This window comes from Bradyrhizobium sp. USDA 223 (assembly GCF_044909005.1).
Lineage (GTDB): Bacteria > Pseudomonadota > Alphaproteobacteria > Rhizobiales > Xanthobacteraceae > Bradyrhizobium > Bradyrhizobium yuanmingense.
Window position 1 is genome coordinate 4,504,249 of record NZ_JBIYDR010000001.1, and the last position, 17,259, is coordinate 4,521,507.

A 17,259-nucleotide genomic window follows, 5' to 3' on the forward strand; every position below is an offset into this window, starting at 1 on the left:
CGCCTTCCAAGCAGTTTACGCCTTTGCCTGCAAGGCGGCCACCAGCCCCGGCACAAACTTGTTGACCCAGAACATCTTCTTGCTGCCCTTGACAACCACGACGTCGCCTGCCTTCAGCAGGTTTGCGACCTCCGCCGGTTTCAGCGTGGCGGGATCGTCGTGCCAGCCAAGACCCTTGCCCGAGGGCAATGCGTCGAACAGGTGGCGCATCAGCGGCCCGACGCAATAGACGCCGTCGATGCCGTCGAGGTGGCTGGCAAGGCCGGTGTGATAGCTCGTTGCGTCCGCGCCGAGCTCGAGCATGTCGCCGAGAATCGCGATGCGGCGGCCGCCGCTCATGTTGCGCGCCTGCAGGCTTTGCAGCGCCGCGGCCACGCTGGCCGGATTGCCATTGAAGCTGTCGTCGATCACGGTGACGTCGCCGACCGCCTGCTCGACGCCGCGGCCGGTCATGATGCCGACTCGGTCGAGCTTGACCGCGAGGGTCGCGACGTCGAGATGCGCGGCATGAACCGAGGCGAGCGCGGCCAGCGCATTGTGCACCCGGTGCGGCGCGCCAGGGGTGAGGCTGAAGGCGATCTCCTTCCTGCCGATCGCGGCCACGACCTGCCAGCTCTCGCCGTGCGGCGCGTGCGCGACCTCGTGCACCTCGGCATGCTCGCCGCCGAAGCGCACGACCTTGCCCTTCCACTCGGAAGCCTTGATTCCGGCGGGCAGTACCAGCACGCCGTTCTCGGGCAGTCCGAGCGCGATCGATACCTTCTCGCGCCGGATGGCTTCGAGCGAGCCGAGCTTTTCCAGATGCACCGGCTGGACGTTGACGACGAGCGCGACGGTCGGCTGCGTGAGCTCGCTCAATCGCGCGATCTCGCCCTTCTGGTTCATGCCCATCTCGACGACCCAGAGGCTGGCGTCCCGTCTGGCATTGCACAGCGTCAGCGGCACGCCCCAGAAATTGTTGAAGCTCGAGGGGCTGGCATAGGCGTTCGGATAGGCGGCGAGAAATTCCTTGGTGCTGGTCTTGCCGGCGCTGCCGGTGAGCCCGATCACCGGGCCATTGAAGCGCGCGCGTGCGGCGCGCGCGAGGCCCCAGAGGCCGTCGATCAGCGTGTCGTTGACGACGATCTGGGGAATGCGGATGCCCGCGATCTCGTGCGGTACGATCATCGCGACTGCGCCTGCGGCTTCCGCCTTGTCGGCGAACTCCCAGCCGTCGCGCGCGCTTGCAAAAGCCGAGACGAAGCCGCCGCTCGGCGTGCCGCTCAGCGCAACGAACAGGCTGCCCGGCTTCACCAGCCGGCTGTCCTGGGTGACGAAATCGATCGGCGTCTCCGGGAACGATCCGGCGACGCCCAGCGCGCGCGCGACCTCGGCAACCGTCCATATTGGCCCGCTCATGCAACCCTCGACGCTAGTGCGGCGGCGACCGCCTCGTGATCACTGAAAGGCAGCACCTCGCCGCCGACGATCTGCCCGGTCTCGTGGCCCTTGCCGGCGATGAGCAGCGCATCGCCCTCCTGCAAGTCCTCGATCGCGGCGCGGATCGCCTCGGCGCGGTCGCCGATCTCGCGCGCGCCCTTGGCGCTGGCGAGGATCGCGGCGCGGATCGCTTCCGGCTTCTCGCTGCGCGGATTGTCGTCGGTGACGATGACGGCGTCGGCATTCTCCGCCGCGATCTCGCCCATGATCGGACGCTTGCCGGCATCGCGGTCGCCGCCGGCGCCGAACACGACGACCAGCTTGCGCCTCGCATAAGGCCGCAGCGCCTGCAGTGCCTTCGCGAGCGCATCGGGCTTGTGCGCATAATCGACGAAGATCGGCGCGCCGTTGCGCTCGCCGACGCGCTCGAGCCGGCCCTTGGCGCCTTCGAGATGTTCGAGGCTCGCAAACACGTTTTCAGCATCGCTGCCCGTGCCGATGGCAAGGCCGGCCGACACCAGCGCATTCTCGATCTGGAATTCGCCGACCAGCGGCAGCCGGATCGCGTAAGCCCTGCCGCGATGTTCGACCGTGAGCTTTTGCGAGAAGCCTTCGACCACGGCCTCCGTGAGGCGGATGCCCTCGCCTGCGCCATCGCCGTTGCGGCCCACCGCCATGACGCGCAGGCCGCGCGATGTCGCCGCATCGATCGCCTCCGCCGAGCAATCATGATCTGCCGAGATCACCGCGGCGCCATCCGGCGGCACCAGCTCGCGGAACAGGCGGAGCTTGGCCGCGAGATAATGCGCGACGGTCGGATGGTAATCCATGTGGTCGCGGGAGAGATTGGTGAAGCCGCCGGCCGAGATGCGCACGCCGTCGAGGCGATATTGGTCCAGCCCGTGCGAAGATGCCTCGAAGGCGAGATGCGTGACGCCCTCGCGCGCGATCTCGTCCAACTGCCGGTGCAGCGCGATCGGATCCGGCGTGGTCAGCGAGCCGTAGACGGTGCGCTTCTGCGACACCAGACCGATGGTGCCGATGCTGGCGGAGGCATGCCCGAGCCGCTCCCAGATCTGGCGCGTGAACGCGGCGACCGAGGTCTTGCCGCTGGTTCCGGTCACCGCGGCGATCGTCGTAGGCTGTGCCGGGAAAAACCTCGCAGCGGCCAACGCCAACGCGCGGCGCGGATTGGCGCTCGTGATGAACGGCACCTTGCACGCGGCCGGTGCATGGTCACCGACAACGGCAACAGCGCCAGCGGCAATCGCCGCATCGACGAAGCGGGCGCCGTCGGTCTTGCTGCCTGCCAGCGCGAAGAAGAGATCGCCCGGCTTGACTAGGCGGCTGTCGAGCGCAACGCCGCTCACCTCGAGCGCCGCAACAGCGGGCTCGATTGCGGCATCATTGCCCTTGACATCCTGACTCAAGAGGTCGCGCAGCTTCATGGTGTTCCAGTCGACATGCCCTGCCGGAAGGCCGAATTCTCGGGAGAAAATCCCGACTCAGCAGCGGCAATGGCCCACCCGGTTGATTACTGGGTTGTCCTGGATGCTGCAAGAATAAGGCGCTCCGCAGGCGGCAGCTCGAACCGCGGCTCGACCCCCAGAAGCGGCGCGATCCGCTCGATCACCTTGCCGCCGGTCGGCACCGCGTTCCAGCCCGAGGTGATGAAACCATGCGTTTCCGGCAGTGCCTGCGGCTCGTCCAGCATGATCAGGACGTGATATTTGGGATCATCGCAGGGCAGGATGGCGGTGAAGGAATTGAGCACGCGCTTCTTGGCGTAGCGGCCGTTGACGACCTTCTCGGACGTGCCGGTCTTGCCGCCGACGTAATAGCCCTTGACGTCCGCCTTTCTCGCCGAGCCGACTTCGGCATTGAGCCGCATCAGGAACCGCATCTTGTCGCTGGTCTCCGGCTTGATGACGCGCTTGGCCATCGCCATGGCCTCGGATTCGCTGCGCTTCAGGAATGTCGGCGGAATCAGATGGCCGCCGTTCACCAGCGCGTTGATGCCCATCACCGCCTGCAGCGGCGCCACCGACAGGCCCTGGCCGAACGCGGCGGTTACCGTGTTCAGCTCGCTCCAGCGCCGCGGCAGAAGCGGCGCCGCGCTCTCCGGCAACTCGGTGCGCAGCCGCGTCGTCTGGCCTAGCTTTGCGAGGAACGCCTTGTGCGCCTCGACCCCCTGGTTGAGCGCAATCCGCGCCGCGCCGATGTTGGAGGAATAGGTGAACACTTCCTTGGTGTTGATGAAGCGCCCGACCGGATGGCTGTCGTGGATCGTGAACTTGCCGTAATGCAGGTTTCCGCGCGCGTCCCACATCGAGTTCAGACTGATCTTGCCGGAATCGAGCCCCATCGCCAGCGTGAACGCCTTGAAGGTCGAGCCCATCTCGTAGACGCCGGTGGTGAGGCGGTTGATGCGGTCGGGGTCGTGCGCTTCCTTCGGATTGTTGGGATCGAAGTCCGGCAGCGAGACCATCGCCACGATCTCGCCGGTCTTGACGTTTGAGACGATGCCGGAGGCGGCCTTGGCGCGGAACTTGTCCTTGGCCTTCAACAGCTCGTCGCGCAGCGCGTGCTCGACGCGCAGATCGACCGCGAGCTCGATCGGCTTCTGCAACCGGTCGGTGGCAAAGCCGGCGCGGTGGAGGTCGGCGAGCCCTTGATTGTCGAGCCACTTCTCGAGGCCGGCGATGCCCTGGTTGTCGATATTGACGAGACCGATGAGGTGAGCGACCTCGTTGCCGGTCGGATAGACGCGCTTGTTCTCGCGCAGGAATCCGATGCCGGGAATGCCGAGCTTGTGGACGGCCTGCTGCTGCGCCGGCGTGACCTCGCGCTTGAGCCAGACGAAGCCCTTGCGTGTCCTCAGGCGCTCGCGCACCTCAGCCTCGTCGAGGTCGGGAATGGTCGCGGTGAGGAGCTCGATCGCCTCGTCCTTGTCGATGATGCGGCGCGGCTCGCCGAACAGGCTCGCCGCCTTGACGTCGGTCGCAAGGATGGCGCCGTTGCGATCGACGATGTCGGGCCGCGCGGTCGCAACCACCTCTTGCGCTGCGGCGCGGCGCGCGCTGTGGGCGTCGGCGCCGATGGCGAACATCACGAGCCGCCCGCCGATCAGGGCATAGACCGAAGCGAAGGCGAGCATGGCGAGGCCGACACGCGCGCGCGCCTTCGCGGCGCGATCGACGTTGCGCCCGTAGAGCAGGCTTCGGATCAGCCGCCGCCGCCAAGGTTCACCTGACCGCTCGGTCGACTTTTCGGTAAGTTTTGCAGGCGTTGCCGGGCTCATTGCTTGTCCTCGGGCTGAGGCACGGAGCCCGTCACCGTGTCGGGATCGCTCGCAGCTTCAATGGTCTTGAGCATGGCCCCGATCGGATCGGGCTCGCCCGGCCTGAACATCCGGGGCGGACGCTCCGGCAGGTTCTTCAGCAAATCATATTGCGTGCCGTTGACCGGCTTGAGGTGCAGATGCCGGTCGGAGAGGCCTTGGAGGCGGTGGGGCGCATCGAGCTTGGCCCATTCGGCGCGCAGCGCCGCGATCGCATCGCGCTGCTCGCGGATCTCCGCACGCAGCCGCAGCACCTTCTCGGTGCGCGCCGTGGAGTCCATCTTGATCCGGTAGACATGGGCGGCTGCGAAGATCAGCGCACCGATGACGAGGAGGTGGATGATGCGCATGCGCTAGCCGCCCCTCATCACGTCGGCGAGCTTCGGCCAGGACGATGCCTCATCAGTCTCATGCGCCGGCGCCGAGCTGCGCTCGGCCGCGCGCAGCTTTGCCGAGCGCGCGCGCGGATTGTGCGCAACTTCGTCCTTGCCGGCGACGACCGGTCGCCGCGTCAGCAGCTGGAAGCTCGGCGGGACTTGCGCGACTTCCGGCAGATGCCGCGAGCCGCCGCCGGTCTTGGAACGCTCGGAGAGGAAATTCTTGACGATGCGGTCTTCCAGCGAATGGAACGAGACCACGACGAGGCGGCCGCCGGGCTTGAGCACGCGCTCGGCCGCAACGAGCGCCGCCTGGAGCTCCTCGAGCTCTTCGTTGACGAAGATGCGCAGCGCCTGGAACGTCCGTGTCGCCGGATGAATGTCGCCGGGCTTCGATCGCACCACCCTGCCGACGAGATCGGCGAGCGCACGCGTGGTCGTGAACGGGGTTTCCTGCCGGTCCGCCACGATGGCGCGGGCGATGCGGCGCGAATGCCGCTCCTCGCCGAAGAGATAGATGATGTCGGCGAGATCGCCTTCCGAGGCGCGCGCGACGATGTCGGCCGCGGTCGGACCTGTCTGTCCCATCCGCATGTCGAGCGGACCGTCGAGGCGGAAGGAGAAGCCGCGGCCGGCTTGGTCGAGCTGCATCGAGGATACCCCGACATCCATCACGACGCCGTCGACAACATCGACGCCTTGCGCCGCGCAGACTTCGGCGAGATTGGAGAAGCGGTCCTCGACCAGAGTCAGCCGGCCCGCGGCGCGTTCGACCAGCTCGGCGCCGCCGGCAATCGCGGTGCGGTCCCGATCGATGGCAATCAGTCGGGTTCCCGGCACGTCCAGGATCGCGCGGCTATAGCCGCCGGCGCCAAAGGTGGCATCGACATAGACGCCGCCCTCGCGCGGAGCGAGATGCGCGATGGCCTCACGGCCCAGAACGGGGATATGCGGAGTCGAGCTCATGGGCGACGCCTGCCGGCCGCCGGCCGAAATACCCGAGCGGAATCGAGGCCGAACAAGCCCATAACGCCTCGAATCATTGCGCGTCGCGGCGGTTCCACGACAAAGCCCCCGTCCAGCATGGTTACCGAGCCCGATCGTCCTGGGCCACAAACCCAGTGTTCCCAGTGGAATTTGTCGGGCAGCCATGGGATTTCGAGCCAAAATACGCTTTGGCCGCCTCCGGACGCGGGTCGGCTCTTCATCCCTCAGTAACGGCCCTTAGCGTTAAGAAAGCGTTGCTCGGTTCGAGACAAGTGGAAAAGGTGACGATGGGGTGATGCGTCATCCACACACATTGCCAAAATGAATCCGTTAACCGCGCCGCGCGATTGCGCGCGATGGAGGGTAAAGGAATAGTAAAGAGAAGGGCTTGCCCCACTCTCCGTCGATTTGAGCTGCTCATGCCCTCGGGTTCGTCCACGCCTGGATCTGATTCGAAGCGTCACCGCGTTCTCCCGGTTCCCAAGACCGTGGCGGGCCTGCGCACCTTCGAGCCCGATTCCTCGATCGTCTCGGACATCATCCCCTCCCCGAACCATGGCGAGCGCAACAAGGGACGGCAGCCGGACATGATCGTGCTGCACTACACCGGCATGCCCGATGTCGAAGGCGCGCTGGCGCGCCTCTGCACCGCCGGCACCGAAGTGTCGGCGCATTATGTCGTGCTGGAGGACGGCCGCATCGTGCAATGCGTGCCTGAGGCCAAGCGTGCCTGGCACGCCGGCGTCTCCTCCTGGGCCGGCGAGGACGACATCAACTCCTGCTCGATCGGCATCGAGATCATCAATCGCGGCCATGACTGGGGCTATCCGGAGTATCCGCTGCGCCAGATCGCTGCCGTGATCGCGCTGTGTCGCGGCATCATGCTCCGCCGCAAGGTGCCGGCGCACCGGGTGCTCGGCCATTCCGACGTCGCGCCCGCCCGCAAGAAGGATCCCGGCGAGAAATTTCCATGGCATTCGCTGGCCAATTCCGGCGTCGGCCACTGGGTGACGCCCGCGCCGATCGTCCGCGGCGAGACTCTCATGCTCGGCACCATCAGTGACGCGGTGCTGAGCATGCAGCAGGCGCTGGCAAGGTACGGCTATGGCGTGCCCCTGAACGGCAAGTACGACGCTGCGACGATGGAAGTCGTCACCGCCTTCCAGCGCCATTTCCGCCCGGCGCGGCTCGACGGCGTCGCCGATCATTCGACGCTGTCGACCTTGCAAGCGCTGCTGGCGAGCCTGCCGGCGGAAGGAACGCCGGTGGCGTCGACATAGCAGAGGTCTTCCGAGAATGTGACCTCTTGCTCCGTCATGCCCGGGCTTGTCCCGGGCATCCACGTCTTGCCTCCGCGCATGCGAACGTGGATGGCCGGGACAAGCCCGGCCAAGACGGAAACTCAATCCATCTCCCTCATTCTTCGCGCATAGAGCCTTCGCAACGGCGCGAGCTGTGTCGCCGCCGTCGCTGCACGATAGGCCTCGCGCGCCTCCTCCGTCCTGCCGAGCCGCCGCAACAGATCCGCGCGCACGGCGGGCAACAGCTCATAGCCGCGAAGCCCGCCGCGCGCGGCGATCGCATCGACGAGATCGAGCGCTCGTGCCGGCCCATCGACCATCGACAGCGCCGCGGCGTGATTGAGCTCGATCACCGGCGACGGATTGATGCGCAGCAGCACCCCGTACAGCCCCGCAATCTGCGGCCAATCGGTCTCCTCGAAGCTCGGCGCACGCGCATGCAGCGCTGCGATCGCAGCCTGCACCGCATAGGGCTGCGGCCGGCCCGGCACGCGCAGCGCATGCTCCACCAGTCGTAAGCCCTCCTCGATCTGCGCGCGGTCCCACAGCGAGCGGTCCTGCTCTTCGAGCAGGACGATGTCGCCGGCCGGCGTCTGTCGCCCGGCGCGGCGCGCGTCGTGCAGCAGCATCAGGGCCAGCAGGCCCTTGATGCCGGCGCGGTCGGGCATCAACCGGTTCAGCAGGCGGCCAAGCCGGATCGCCTCGCTCGCCAGATCGGGCCGCATCAGGTCCGCGCCCTCGGTCGCGACATAGCCTTCGGTGAAGACGAGATAGATCACGGCGAGCACGCCATCGAGCCGCGGCGCCAGCATCTCGCGCTCCGGCACCTCATAGGGGATGCCGGCAAGCCTGATCTTCTGCTTGGCACGGACGAGCCGCTGCGCCATCGCTTCCTCGCCGACGAGGAAGGCGCGTGCCACCTGCGCCGTCGACAGTCCGCACACGGTGCGCAGCGTCAGCGCGACCTGCACCTCGGGCGCGAACGCGGGATGGCAGCAGGTGAAGATCAGCCGCAGCATGTCGTCGTCAAGCGTTGCGGTCGGCTCGTCCGGGCCCAGCGCGTTAAGCTCGAGCTCGTGCACCAGCGCCTGCTGCTTGCCGCGGAACACAGCCTGACGGCGGATGCGATCGATCGCCTTATGCTTGGCGACGTTGACGAGCCAGGCGCGCGGATTGTCGGGGACCTCACACGCCCAGCGTTCCAGCGCGACCGCAAAAGCATCCTGAAGCGCGTCCTCGGCGAGATCGAAATCGCCGACGAGACGGATCAGCGTGGCCAGCGCCCGCCCCGCCTCGTCGCGGAAGATTTTTCCGATCTCGCTCGGGGTCATGTCACGCTATCACTCCCCTCTCGTCATTCCCGGGCGCGGCAGCCCGGAATCCATAACCACGATTCGGGGATATGGATTCCGGGCCTGCGCCTTGCGGCGCATCCCGGAAATGACGAAGGTGAGAGCCGTCACTTGTCGTAGACCCAGATCGGCCGCACCTCGATCGAGCCGATGCGTGCGCTCGGAATCCGCGCCGCGATCTCGATGGCGGCGTTGAGATCCTTGGCTTCGATCAGGTAATAGCCGCCGAGCTGCTCGCGCGTTTCCGCGAACGGACCATCGGTCGTCAGCGTCTTTCCGTCGCGCACGCGCACCGTTGTCGCGGTCGTGGTCGGCTGCAAGCGGTCGCCGGCCTTGAAATTGCCGTTCTGGATGATGTCTTGCGTGAAGGATTGATACTCGGCCAGGATCTTCTGGCTGGTCGCCGCGTCGATCTTCGCGTACTCGACCTCGTTCTGGTAGATCATCAGCAGATATTGCATTGCTTCACTCCTGTGTTCGGCTCCATCGCCGACATCCAGTCGAACGGGGCACGCGCCAAACGACATCTTCAGGATAAATTATTTCTGGGCGAGCGTGCCTCGCGATATCGGCTTGACGAAACCGTCACAAATGCCCATGCCTAAAGCCGTCAGTCGGCCGGACGGCCGCTCCGGCAGGTGCCGAAAGGCCGCCGGGGAGGAAAGTCCGGGCTCCCTTGACATGCGGTGCCGGATAACGTCCGGCGGGGGTGACCCCAGGGAAAGTGCCACAGAGAACGAACCGCCCGCCTTCGCCCTCCGGGGCTTCGGCGCGGCAAGGGTGAAAAGGTGCGGTAAGAGCGCACCGCGGGTCCGGCAACGGAGCCGGCATGGCAAACCCCACCGGGAGCAAAACCGAATAGGGACGGCTTAAGCGGGCTGTTCGCGAAAGCGATAACGCCGCGGGGCGATGTCAGGCCCGCCGTCCGGGTAGGTTGCTCGAGGCCGTGTGCAAACATGGTCCCAGAGGAATGGCCGTCACGTATCGTTCGCGCAAGCGGACGGTGCCCTACAGAACCCGGCTTACAGGCCGGCTGATATCTTGCAACGAGGGGTTCGATGCTAGCGCATCGGACCCCTCACCAATTGTACGAGCGCGCAAACATTCAACCAGTGTCATTCCGGGGCGTGCGCAGCACGAACCCGGAATCCATCGCGCGGCAGTGTCGGTGGATGAATGGATTCCGGGTTCTCGCTTCGCGAGCCCCGGAATGACGAACTACGCCACGATCTCGCTCAACACTTTCATCAACACCTCCGGCGCCGTCACATTCGGCGCGTGGCTGGCGTCGAGCTCGACATAGCGCCAGCCCTCCTCGCTCTTCGTGCGCTGGGCAAACTGCCCGAACACATCGCCGGGCGGAAGGCGTGTGCAGTAGATGTAGCTGCGCGGCATCTCCGGCTCGCCGTGTTCGACCCTCAGGCGCGTCTCGAAGCACTTGATCGGCATCGGGACGCGGCGCGCGTTGAGCCAGTCGAGATCGGCCGGCGAGGTGTCCGGCGGCGGCGGGTTCGGCGGGATGCGATAGCCGTCGCCCGAGCTGACTGCCTTGCGCATCGGCACGCGCCCGCCCTCGTTGAGGTCGAACAGCGACTGGCCGTCACGCGGCACGAAGGCGTCGAGATAGATCAGCTGCGTTACGCGCTCGCGCGCGCGGTCGGCGACGCCGGTCGCAACCATGCCGCCATAGCTGTGGCCGAGCAGCACGATGTCGCTGAGGTCCTCGAAAGCGATGACGTTGAGGATGTCCTGGATATGGGTGTCGAGATCGACCGACGGATTGGCCAGATGCGCGCGCTCGCCGAGCCCGGTGTAGGTCGGCGCCACCAGGCGGTGGCCGGCCTGCGCCATCAGCGGGTGCATCTTCTTCCACGCCCATCCGCCGGACCATGCGCCATGACAGAGCAGGAAGGTCTTCGCGCGCGGGGCCATCGGGGTTTCCATCATTCTTGCTTGATATGATGGAGTGTAGCGGCATGCCGCGCGATGTAAACGCCGCCTCAGGCGGCGCGCGTGTCTGCCTTCACCAGCACCGGCGCAAGCTCGCCGGCGTTACGCCGCAACTTGCCCGCCTCGAAACCATGCATGCCGAGCTGCCATTGCAGGCCGACGATGGCGCCCTTGGTCGGTTGCAGCAGCGCGAGCGAGGCCAACAGCGTCACCGGCAGCCACACCGCGAGTTGCAGCCATTCCGGCGGGGCGTAGGCGGTCTCGACCGCGAGGATCGCCGGGACCACGAGATGGCCGACCACCACCATCACGAGATAGGCGGGAAAGTCGTCGGCGCGCTGGTGGATCAGCTCCTCGCCGCAATGGTCGCAAGCCTCCGCCACTTTCAGGAAGCGGCCGAACATGTGCCCTTCCCCGCAATTCGGGCATTTGCCGCTGAAACCGCGCCACATCGCCTTGGCCAGAGAGACCGTCGCCGGAGAGACAGACATGACCACACCTCTTCCTTTTCGATGATCCATACAATACTATCTTGTATCCATACATTCAAAGGTTATGGGCCTAAATTGCATGGAATGGATCCCTACAATCTCGGAGCTTTCGGGCCCGCGCTACCAGCGCATCGTCGAGGCCATGGAGGCGGACATTGCCGCCGGCAGGCTGGTGCGCGGTCAACAGTTGCCGACGCAGCGCGCGCTGGCAAAGGCCCTCGGCATCGACCTCACCACGGTGACGCGCGCCTACACCGAGGCGCGGCGCCGGGGTATCATGGAAGCCAGGGTCGGACAGGGCTCGTTCGTGTCGGAGACCAGCGCGCGGCGCGCGGTCGACCTGCCGCACCCGGTCGCGATCGACCTGTCGATGAACGTGCCACCGCACCCGCTGGAGGCGCAGCTCGACGAGCGCATCATTGCCGGATTGGAGGCCCTGCGCGCGCAATCGGGCCTGACGGCGTATCTCAACTATCAGCCGCCCGGCGGCAGCGCACATGAGCGCGAGGTCGCGGCGCGCTGGATGCGCGCCCGCGTTCCGCATGCGCAGGCCGACAGGCTGGTGATCTTTCCCGGCGCTCAGACGATCCTCTTCAACCTGCTCGGCCATCTTGCGCGGCCCGGCGAGACCGTGCTGACCGAAGCCCTCACCTTCCCCGGCATCAAGGCCGCCGCGGCACTGCTCGGCGTCAAGCTCGTCGGTGTCCCCATGGATGAGGACGGCATCCTGCCGGACGCGCTGGCAAAGGCGTGCCGCGTGCATACGCCGAAAGCCGTCTATCTCATTCCGACGCTGCACAATCCGACCACGGCGACGCTTTCCGCCGATCGGCGCGGCACTATTGCGAAGATCATCCGCGATGCCGGCACCATCCTGATCGAGGACGATGCCTACGGGCTGCTCGACCGCTCGGCCTCGCCCGTCGCGAACCTCATTCCGGAGCGGACTTATCTTGCAACCACGCTGTCAAAATGCATCGCGCCGGCGCTGCGCGTTGCCTATCTGGTGACGCCCGACAGCGGCTCGCAGCGGGACATGCGCACCTCCCTGCAGGCGACCGTACAGATGCCGGCGCCCCTGATGGTCGCGCTGGTAACGCATTGGATCGAAAACGGCATCGCCGACCGCATCGTCAGCGCCATCCGCAACGAGGCGGTCGGACGCCAGCAGCTCGCGCAACGCGCACTGAAAGGCTTTCAGTTCCTCGCCAGGCCCGCTGCGCATCATCTCTGGTTGCGGCTGCCGGAAGGACGCCCCGACGTCGCGGCACATCTGCTGCGGAACGGGCTTGCCGTCGTCGCCGGCGATGCCTTCACCGTCGACGGGGCACCGCCGCATGCGGCACGCGTCTCGCTCGGCGCGGCCCGGAACAGATCGGAATTGACGGAAGCGCTGCGTATCCTGGTCGGCGCGCTGCAGAAGCCTGCCGACACCAGGCAGATCGTCTAGTGCGGAAATGGCTTCCTTCACCTCTCCCGCTTGTGGGAGAGGTCGCGCCGAAGGCGCGGGTGAGGGCTTTCTCCTCTGGGGGATTGTCCCGTTGTGGAGACACCCTCTCCCCAACCCTCTCCCGCAAGCGGGCGAGGGAGCGCACCTCCCTCGTAGCAATCGGGCTACATTCATCGCACTTCAGATCACCGACGGTGAAGCGGCCGCAGACCACGCTTGCATGCGGTTGGATTGACCTCGATGCCGGCAGGCATGTTATGCGAGCCGCGCGATCAACCGTTCAGGGTCGCCCCTTGCGACAAGGACAATCCGTTGGAAACGCTCACCTACGTCCTGCTGCTGCTCGGCGCGCTCGCCGGCGGCTTCGTCTCGGGACTGGCCGGTTTCGGCACGGCGCTGATGGCGCTCGGCATCTGGCTCTACGTGCTGCCGCCCTCGCTCGCGGTGCCCCTGGTGCTGATCTGCTCGGTCATCGCGCAGACCTCGACGCTGCCCTCGATGTGGAAGAATTTCGATCTCTCGCTGGTCTGGCCGTTCCTGATCGGCGGACTGATCGGCGTGCCGCTCGGGACCATGATGGTCGCCTCCGCGGACCCGGAGGTGTTCAGGCTGAGCGTCGGCGTGCTGATCCTGATCTTTTCGAGCGCGCTGTATCTGAACAAGAGACCGCTCGCGATCAAAATCGGCGGCCGGGTCGCAGACAGTGCGATCGGCTTTGCCGGCGGCATTCTGGGCGGACTTGCCGGATTGTCCGGCCCGCTGCCGATCCTTTGGGCCAACATCCGCGGCTGGAACAAGCACGAGCGGCGCGGCATCTTCCAACTCTTTAACTTCACAGTGCTCGCCACCGCGCTGGTGTTGCAAACGGCATCAGGTCTCGTCGCCCTCAAGGTGGTCTGGCTCGCGGCCGTCGCGTTTCCGGGCACGCTGGTCGGCGCCTGGGCCGGCGCGCGCGTCTACCATGCGCTGAACGACAAGCATTTCGGCGATGTCGTGCTCGGCCTGTTGTTCCTGTCCGGCCTGACGCTCGTCTGGAATAGCCTTGGCGGGCATTGAAGCGCCGCGAACTGGCGGGCGGTCATTTTCTCTACGCGGGAGCACGCGCGGGAGGCGCGACCGCCTCGGCTTCCACGGTCTCCGCAGCCTGGTCCCGCGGCGCGAAGCGCTTGCCGAACTCGCGGCGCATCAGCCACAGACTCAAGCCGGCCTGCAGCGTCGTCGCCGCGATCGAAAGATACCAGACGTGCTCGATGCGGAATCCGGGTCGCGTCGACAGCCAGAGCACCGGCACCGAATAGGTGAACACGCGCGTCAGCGAGCTCAGCAGCACAGGCTTGGTGTTGCCGAGGCCCTGGAACATGCTGGAGCAGGTGAAGATGAGGCCCTGCGCCACCATGTTGAGCGAGATGATCCGCAGGAACAGGAAGGCGACCTCCATCGTCTCCCGGTCGTTGGAGAATCCGGCCAGCAGCAGCTCCGGCTTCAGCTGCGCGAGGATCATGAAGCCGACCGCCACGACCGTGGCGATCAGCGCCGATTTGACGAAAGTCTCTCGCACCCGCGCGGCGTCGCCAGCGCCGAAATTCTGGCCTGCGATCGGCCCGGCCGCCAGTGCAACCGCGAGCGCCGGCATCTGGATGAGGGCGAGCACGCGCTGGCCGATACCGAATCCGGCCTGTGCCGCCGCGCCGAAGTCGCGCAGCACGTAGTAAACTACCGCCATGAAGATGAACATCATTGCGAACTCGCCGCCGGCCGGCAGACCGACATTGAGGATGCGCTTGAAGTAGCGCGGCTGCGGACGCCACTGCACCGGATTGAATGCAACGTAGCGCTCGACCTTGCGAAAATACGCCAGCAGCATCAGGACGCCGGCGCCCACCGCGATCGTGCTCGCCAGTCCGGCGCCGGCGACACCGAGCGGATAACCGGTGCCCCAGCCCGAGATCAGTACCGGCGCCAGTGCAATGTTGATGATGACGGCAAGGATCCGCACCAACATAGCGGGGCGAACGATACCGGTCCCGCTTAGGGCGGAGGCAATGACTTGCATGACAAATTCCAGCGCGAGCGCCGGCATGAACCACAACAGATAAGTGGTCCCCGCCTCGATCGTGGCCTGGTCAGCGGCAATCGAACGCATGTAAGGACGCGACAGCGCCGCACCGATCACGAGGGTCGAGACGCCCGCCAGCACCGACAGCACGACCGACTGGTTGAAGATCAGGTTGGCGTCCCGCCGGTCCTTGCGTCCCACCGCATGCGCGATCAGCGCCACCGTGCCGACGCCGAGCACCTGCATCAAGGCGTTGACGAGGAAGCCGGCATTGCCGGCCGCGGCGACGCCGGCAACCGCGGCATCGCCGAGGCTAGACACGAAATACAGATCGACCAGCTGGCAGATCATGATCGAGATCATGCCGGCCATGATCGGAGGCGCCATGCTCAGGATGTGACTTGCGATGGAGCCGTGCGTCAGGTCTTTCATGTCATTCGATCCTCACGCGGCGCGCCGGCATTCGTCCGCCGGCCACGCGCGTCATTCCGCTGCTGCGATCTGTCCGAGCTCCACCACCTGGCGCTCGAACAGGCTGCGATAGATGCCGTCCGGCTTGCGCGCGAGCACCGCGTGCGTGCCCTGCTCGACGATCTCGCCGCGATCGAACACCAGGATGCGATCGAGGCTCTTCACCGTCGACAGCCGGTGCGCGATCACGATCGAGGTGCGGCCCTGCATCAACCGCTCCATCGCCTCCTGGATCAGCGCCTCGGATTCCGAATCCAGGCTCGAGGTCGCCTCGTCCAGAATCAGCACCGGCGCATCCGCCAGGAAGGCGCGCGCCAGCGCCACGCGCTGCCGCTCGCCGCCCGACAATTTCACGCCGCGCTCGCCGACCAGGGTGCCGTAGCCCTTCGGCAGGCGCAGGATGAAGTCGTGCGCATTGGCAAGCCGCGCCGCTTGCTCGATCGCTTCCAAGCTGGCGCCGGGCCGGCCATAGGCGATGTTCTCGGCGAGCGTGCGGTGAAACAGGATCGGCTCCTGCTGCACGATCGCGATCTGGCTGCGCAGCGATTGCTGCGTGGCCAGCGCGATGTCCTGACCGTCGATCAGCACCCGGCCTCCGCTGACGTCGTAGAGCCGCTGCACCAGCTTGACGAAGGTGGTCTTGCCGGAGCCGGAGCGGCCGACGAGGCCGACCCGCTCGCCGGCGCGGATCGTCAGCGAGAGCCCGTCATAGAGCGGCGCGCGATGGCCGCCATAATGGAACGTGACGTCGTCGAACACGATCTCGCCGCCCTCGATCGCGATCGGCTGCGCGTCGGCCGCATCGGCGATGCCGATCGGCTCGTCGTGGATCGCCACCAGCTCCTCCATGTCGTTGACCGAGCGCTGGAGGTTGTTGATGTGCATGCCGACGTCGCGCAAATAGGCGTGGATCACGTAGTAGCTCGTCAGCACGTAAGTGACATCGCCAGGCGAGGCGTAGCCGGAGACCCACAGCCACACGGAGCCGCCGATCACCGAGGCGCGCAAGGCCAGCAGCAGCGTCAGCTGCGCCATGGCGGTGTAGTTGTAGCGAAACCAGGTCCGCCGCACCCGCACGCGCCAGCGGTTGATGACGCGCGCGAGCCGCGCATCCTCGCGCAGCTCCGCACCGAAGGATTTCACCACGGCATTGCAGGTCAGCGCATCCGCCAGCGTGCCGCCGACCTTGGTGTCCCAGGCATTGGAGACGCGCGCGGCCGGCGCGATGTAGCGGGTCGAGAACAGCACCGTCATCGTGACATAGGCCAGCGCGCCGAGCGCGATCACCGCGCCGAGCGAGGTCCAGTGCAGGCCGAGCAGAATCATCGAGCCGATCAGAACGACGAACGAGGGCAGCAGCGCGAGCAGCAGCGTGTCGTTGAGCAGGTCGAGCGCCCACATGCCGCGAGTGATCTTGCGGACCGTGGAGCCGGCGAAGGAGTTCGCGTGCCAGTCGGTCGAGAGACGCTGCACGCGCGTGAACGCCTCCTGCGCGACCTCGGACATGATCTGCAGCGTGAACGGCACGATCGCCTGCAATCCCGCGAGCCGCAGTACCATCGAGGCCGCACCCAGCGCCACGATGGCGCCGAACGCGACCAGCGCCGCGTGCCGGGCATCGGGGTCGGACGGACCTCGGGTCAGCGCGTCGATCAGGTGGCCGGAGAAGACCGGCATGAACAAATCGGCGGCGGTTGCGCCGAGCAGGCCGCCGGCCACGACGAGGCCGCGCCCCGGCTGCTTCAGCCAATGCTTGAACACGAAGGGAAGCACGACGCGAATCGCCGCAGGCTTCTTGGACAGAGCGGTCATGGCATCATCCGGCCGCTTCGCGCGGGCCGGCTCCATCGGTGGACGCAGGCCGGCCGCGAGGGCCGAGACGGCGTCACGTAAGACTGATTTTGACTTGGGAAACGAAGCGATCGGGACGCTTGGCCAAAACCTTGGCCCAATCGAAGCTGGCGGAAGAGGCCTCTAACAGGCCGCGTACATACCGAGCCAGAACGTGATCGAGGTCATCATCGAGCGCGGGCGTACGATCTGCGATTGCGACGAAATCATGCAA

14 protein-coding genes and 1 other RNA gene are annotated in these 17,259 nt (G+C 66.3%); 4 read left to right on the forward strand and 11 right to left on the reverse strand.

Annotated features, from left to right (window positions below; genetic code table 11):
• Positions 1 to 15: 15 nt before the first annotated feature.
• The 5 genes from murF to rsmH all read right to left on the reverse strand — a co-directional run bounded on the left by murF (position 16) and on the right by rsmH (position 6,102).
• A complete protein-coding gene (murF, locus tag ABIA40_RS20935) occupies positions 16 to 1,398 on the reverse strand; it encodes a UDP-N-acetylmuramoyl-tripeptide--D-alanyl-D-alanine ligase (RefSeq protein ID WP_404543092.1) in 1,383 nt (460 codons plus the stop codon).
• A complete protein-coding gene (locus ABIA40_RS20940) occupies positions 1,395 to 2,867 on the reverse strand; it encodes a UDP-N-acetylmuramoyl-L-alanyl-D-glutamate--2,6-diaminopimelate ligase (RefSeq protein ID WP_404543093.1) in 1,473 nt (490 codons plus the stop codon). Before ABIA40_RS20940 ends, murF begins: the two co-directional genes overlap by 4 nt.
• Positions 2,868 to 2,953: 86 nt before the next feature.
• Positions 2,954 to 4,720 (reverse strand): peptidoglycan D,D-transpeptidase FtsI family protein, encoded by a 1,767-nt coding sequence (locus ABIA40_RS20945; protein ID WP_404543094.1) that lies wholly within the window; start codon positions 4,718 to 4,720, stop codon positions 2,954 to 2,956.
• Complete coding sequence (locus ABIA40_RS20950; RefSeq protein ID WP_128263717.1) at positions 4,717 to 5,109, reverse strand: hypothetical protein; 393 nt, start codon at positions 5,107 to 5,109, stop codon at positions 4,717 to 4,719. Before ABIA40_RS20950 ends, ABIA40_RS20945 begins: the two co-directional genes overlap by 4 nt.
• A gap of 3 nt (positions 5,110 to 5,112) precedes the next feature.
• Positions 5,113 to 6,102 carry a 16S rRNA (cytosine(1402)-N(4))-methyltransferase RsmH gene (gene rsmH / locus ABIA40_RS20955; RefSeq protein WP_404543096.1) on the reverse strand — a complete coding sequence of 330 codons (990 nt, stop codon included), beginning with the start codon at positions 6,100 to 6,102 and terminating at the stop codon, positions 5,113 to 5,115.
• A 440-nt stretch (positions 6,103 to 6,542) separates the two neighbouring features.
• Between rsmH and ABIA40_RS20960 the strand changes: the two genes are divergently transcribed.
• Complete coding sequence (locus ABIA40_RS20960) at positions 6,543 to 7,403, forward strand: N-acetylmuramoyl-L-alanine amidase (RefSeq protein ID WP_225136852.1); 861 nt, start codon at positions 6,543 to 6,545, stop codon at positions 7,401 to 7,403.
• Positions 7,404 to 7,525: 122 nt separating this feature from the next.
• Here ABIA40_RS20960 and ABIA40_RS20965 read toward each other — a convergent pair whose 3' ends face one another.
• Positions 7,526 to 8,755 (reverse strand): RNA polymerase sigma factor, encoded by a 1,230-nt coding sequence (locus ABIA40_RS20965; RefSeq protein WP_404543097.1) that lies wholly within the window; start codon positions 8,753 to 8,755, stop codon positions 7,526 to 7,528.
• A gap of 128 nt (positions 8,756 to 8,883) precedes the next feature.
• On the reverse strand, positions 8,884 to 9,237 hold the full coding sequence (locus tag ABIA40_RS20970; RefSeq protein WP_157286942.1) for a YciI family protein: 354 nt from the start codon (positions 9,235 to 9,237) through the stop codon (positions 8,884 to 8,886).
• Positions 9,238 to 9,386: 149 nt separating this feature from the next.
• Between ABIA40_RS20970 and rnpB the strand changes: the two genes are divergently transcribed.
• Positions 9,387 to 9,817, forward strand: an RNA gene (rnpB, locus tag ABIA40_RS20975) — RNase P RNA component class A.
• Between the two features lie 177 nt (positions 9,818 to 9,994).
• Here the strand turns inward: rnpB and ABIA40_RS20980 are convergent.
• Positions 9,995 to 10,708, reverse strand: coding sequence for an alpha/beta fold hydrolase (locus ABIA40_RS20980; protein WP_404543098.1), 714 nt, complete (start codon positions 10,706 to 10,708; stop codon positions 9,995 to 9,997).
• Positions 10,709 to 10,776: 68 nt separating this feature from the next.
• Positions 10,777 to 11,217 carry a DUF983 domain-containing protein gene (locus tag ABIA40_RS20985; protein ID WP_404543100.1) on the reverse strand — a complete coding sequence of 147 codons (441 nt, stop codon included), beginning with the start codon at positions 11,215 to 11,217 and terminating at the stop codon, positions 10,777 to 10,779.
• Positions 11,218 to 11,296: 79 nt separating this feature from the next.
• Here ABIA40_RS20985 and ABIA40_RS20990 point away from each other — a divergent pair, with 79 nt between their 5' ends.
• Together ABIA40_RS20990 and ABIA40_RS20995 are read left to right on the forward strand one after the other, a co-directional pair.
• Positions 11,297 to 12,667, forward strand: coding sequence for a PLP-dependent aminotransferase family protein (locus ABIA40_RS20990; RefSeq protein WP_404543101.1), 1,371 nt, complete (start codon positions 11,297 to 11,299; stop codon positions 12,665 to 12,667).
• Between the two features lie 312 nt (positions 12,668 to 12,979).
• On the forward strand, positions 12,980 to 13,723 hold the full coding sequence (locus tag ABIA40_RS20995) for a sulfite exporter TauE/SafE family protein (RefSeq protein WP_404543102.1): 744 nt from the start codon (positions 12,980 to 12,982) through the stop codon (positions 13,721 to 13,723).
• 31 nt (positions 13,724 to 13,754) lie between these two features.
• On the opposite strand, the gene ABIA40_RS21000 is transcribed toward ABIA40_RS20995, so the two are convergent.
• Both ABIA40_RS21000 and ABIA40_RS21005 read right to left on the reverse strand, forming a co-directional pair.
• Positions 13,755 to 15,155 (reverse strand): MATE family efflux transporter, encoded by a 1,401-nt coding sequence (locus ABIA40_RS21000; protein WP_404543104.1) that lies wholly within the window; start codon positions 15,153 to 15,155, stop codon positions 13,755 to 13,757.
• Positions 15,156 to 15,206: 51 nt separating this feature from the next.
• Positions 15,207 to 17,006 (reverse strand): ABC transporter ATP-binding protein, encoded by a 1,800-nt coding sequence (locus tag ABIA40_RS21005; RefSeq protein ID WP_404543105.1) that lies wholly within the window; start codon positions 17,004 to 17,006, stop codon positions 15,207 to 15,209.
• Between the last annotated feature and the right edge of the window lie 253 nt (positions 17,007 to 17,259).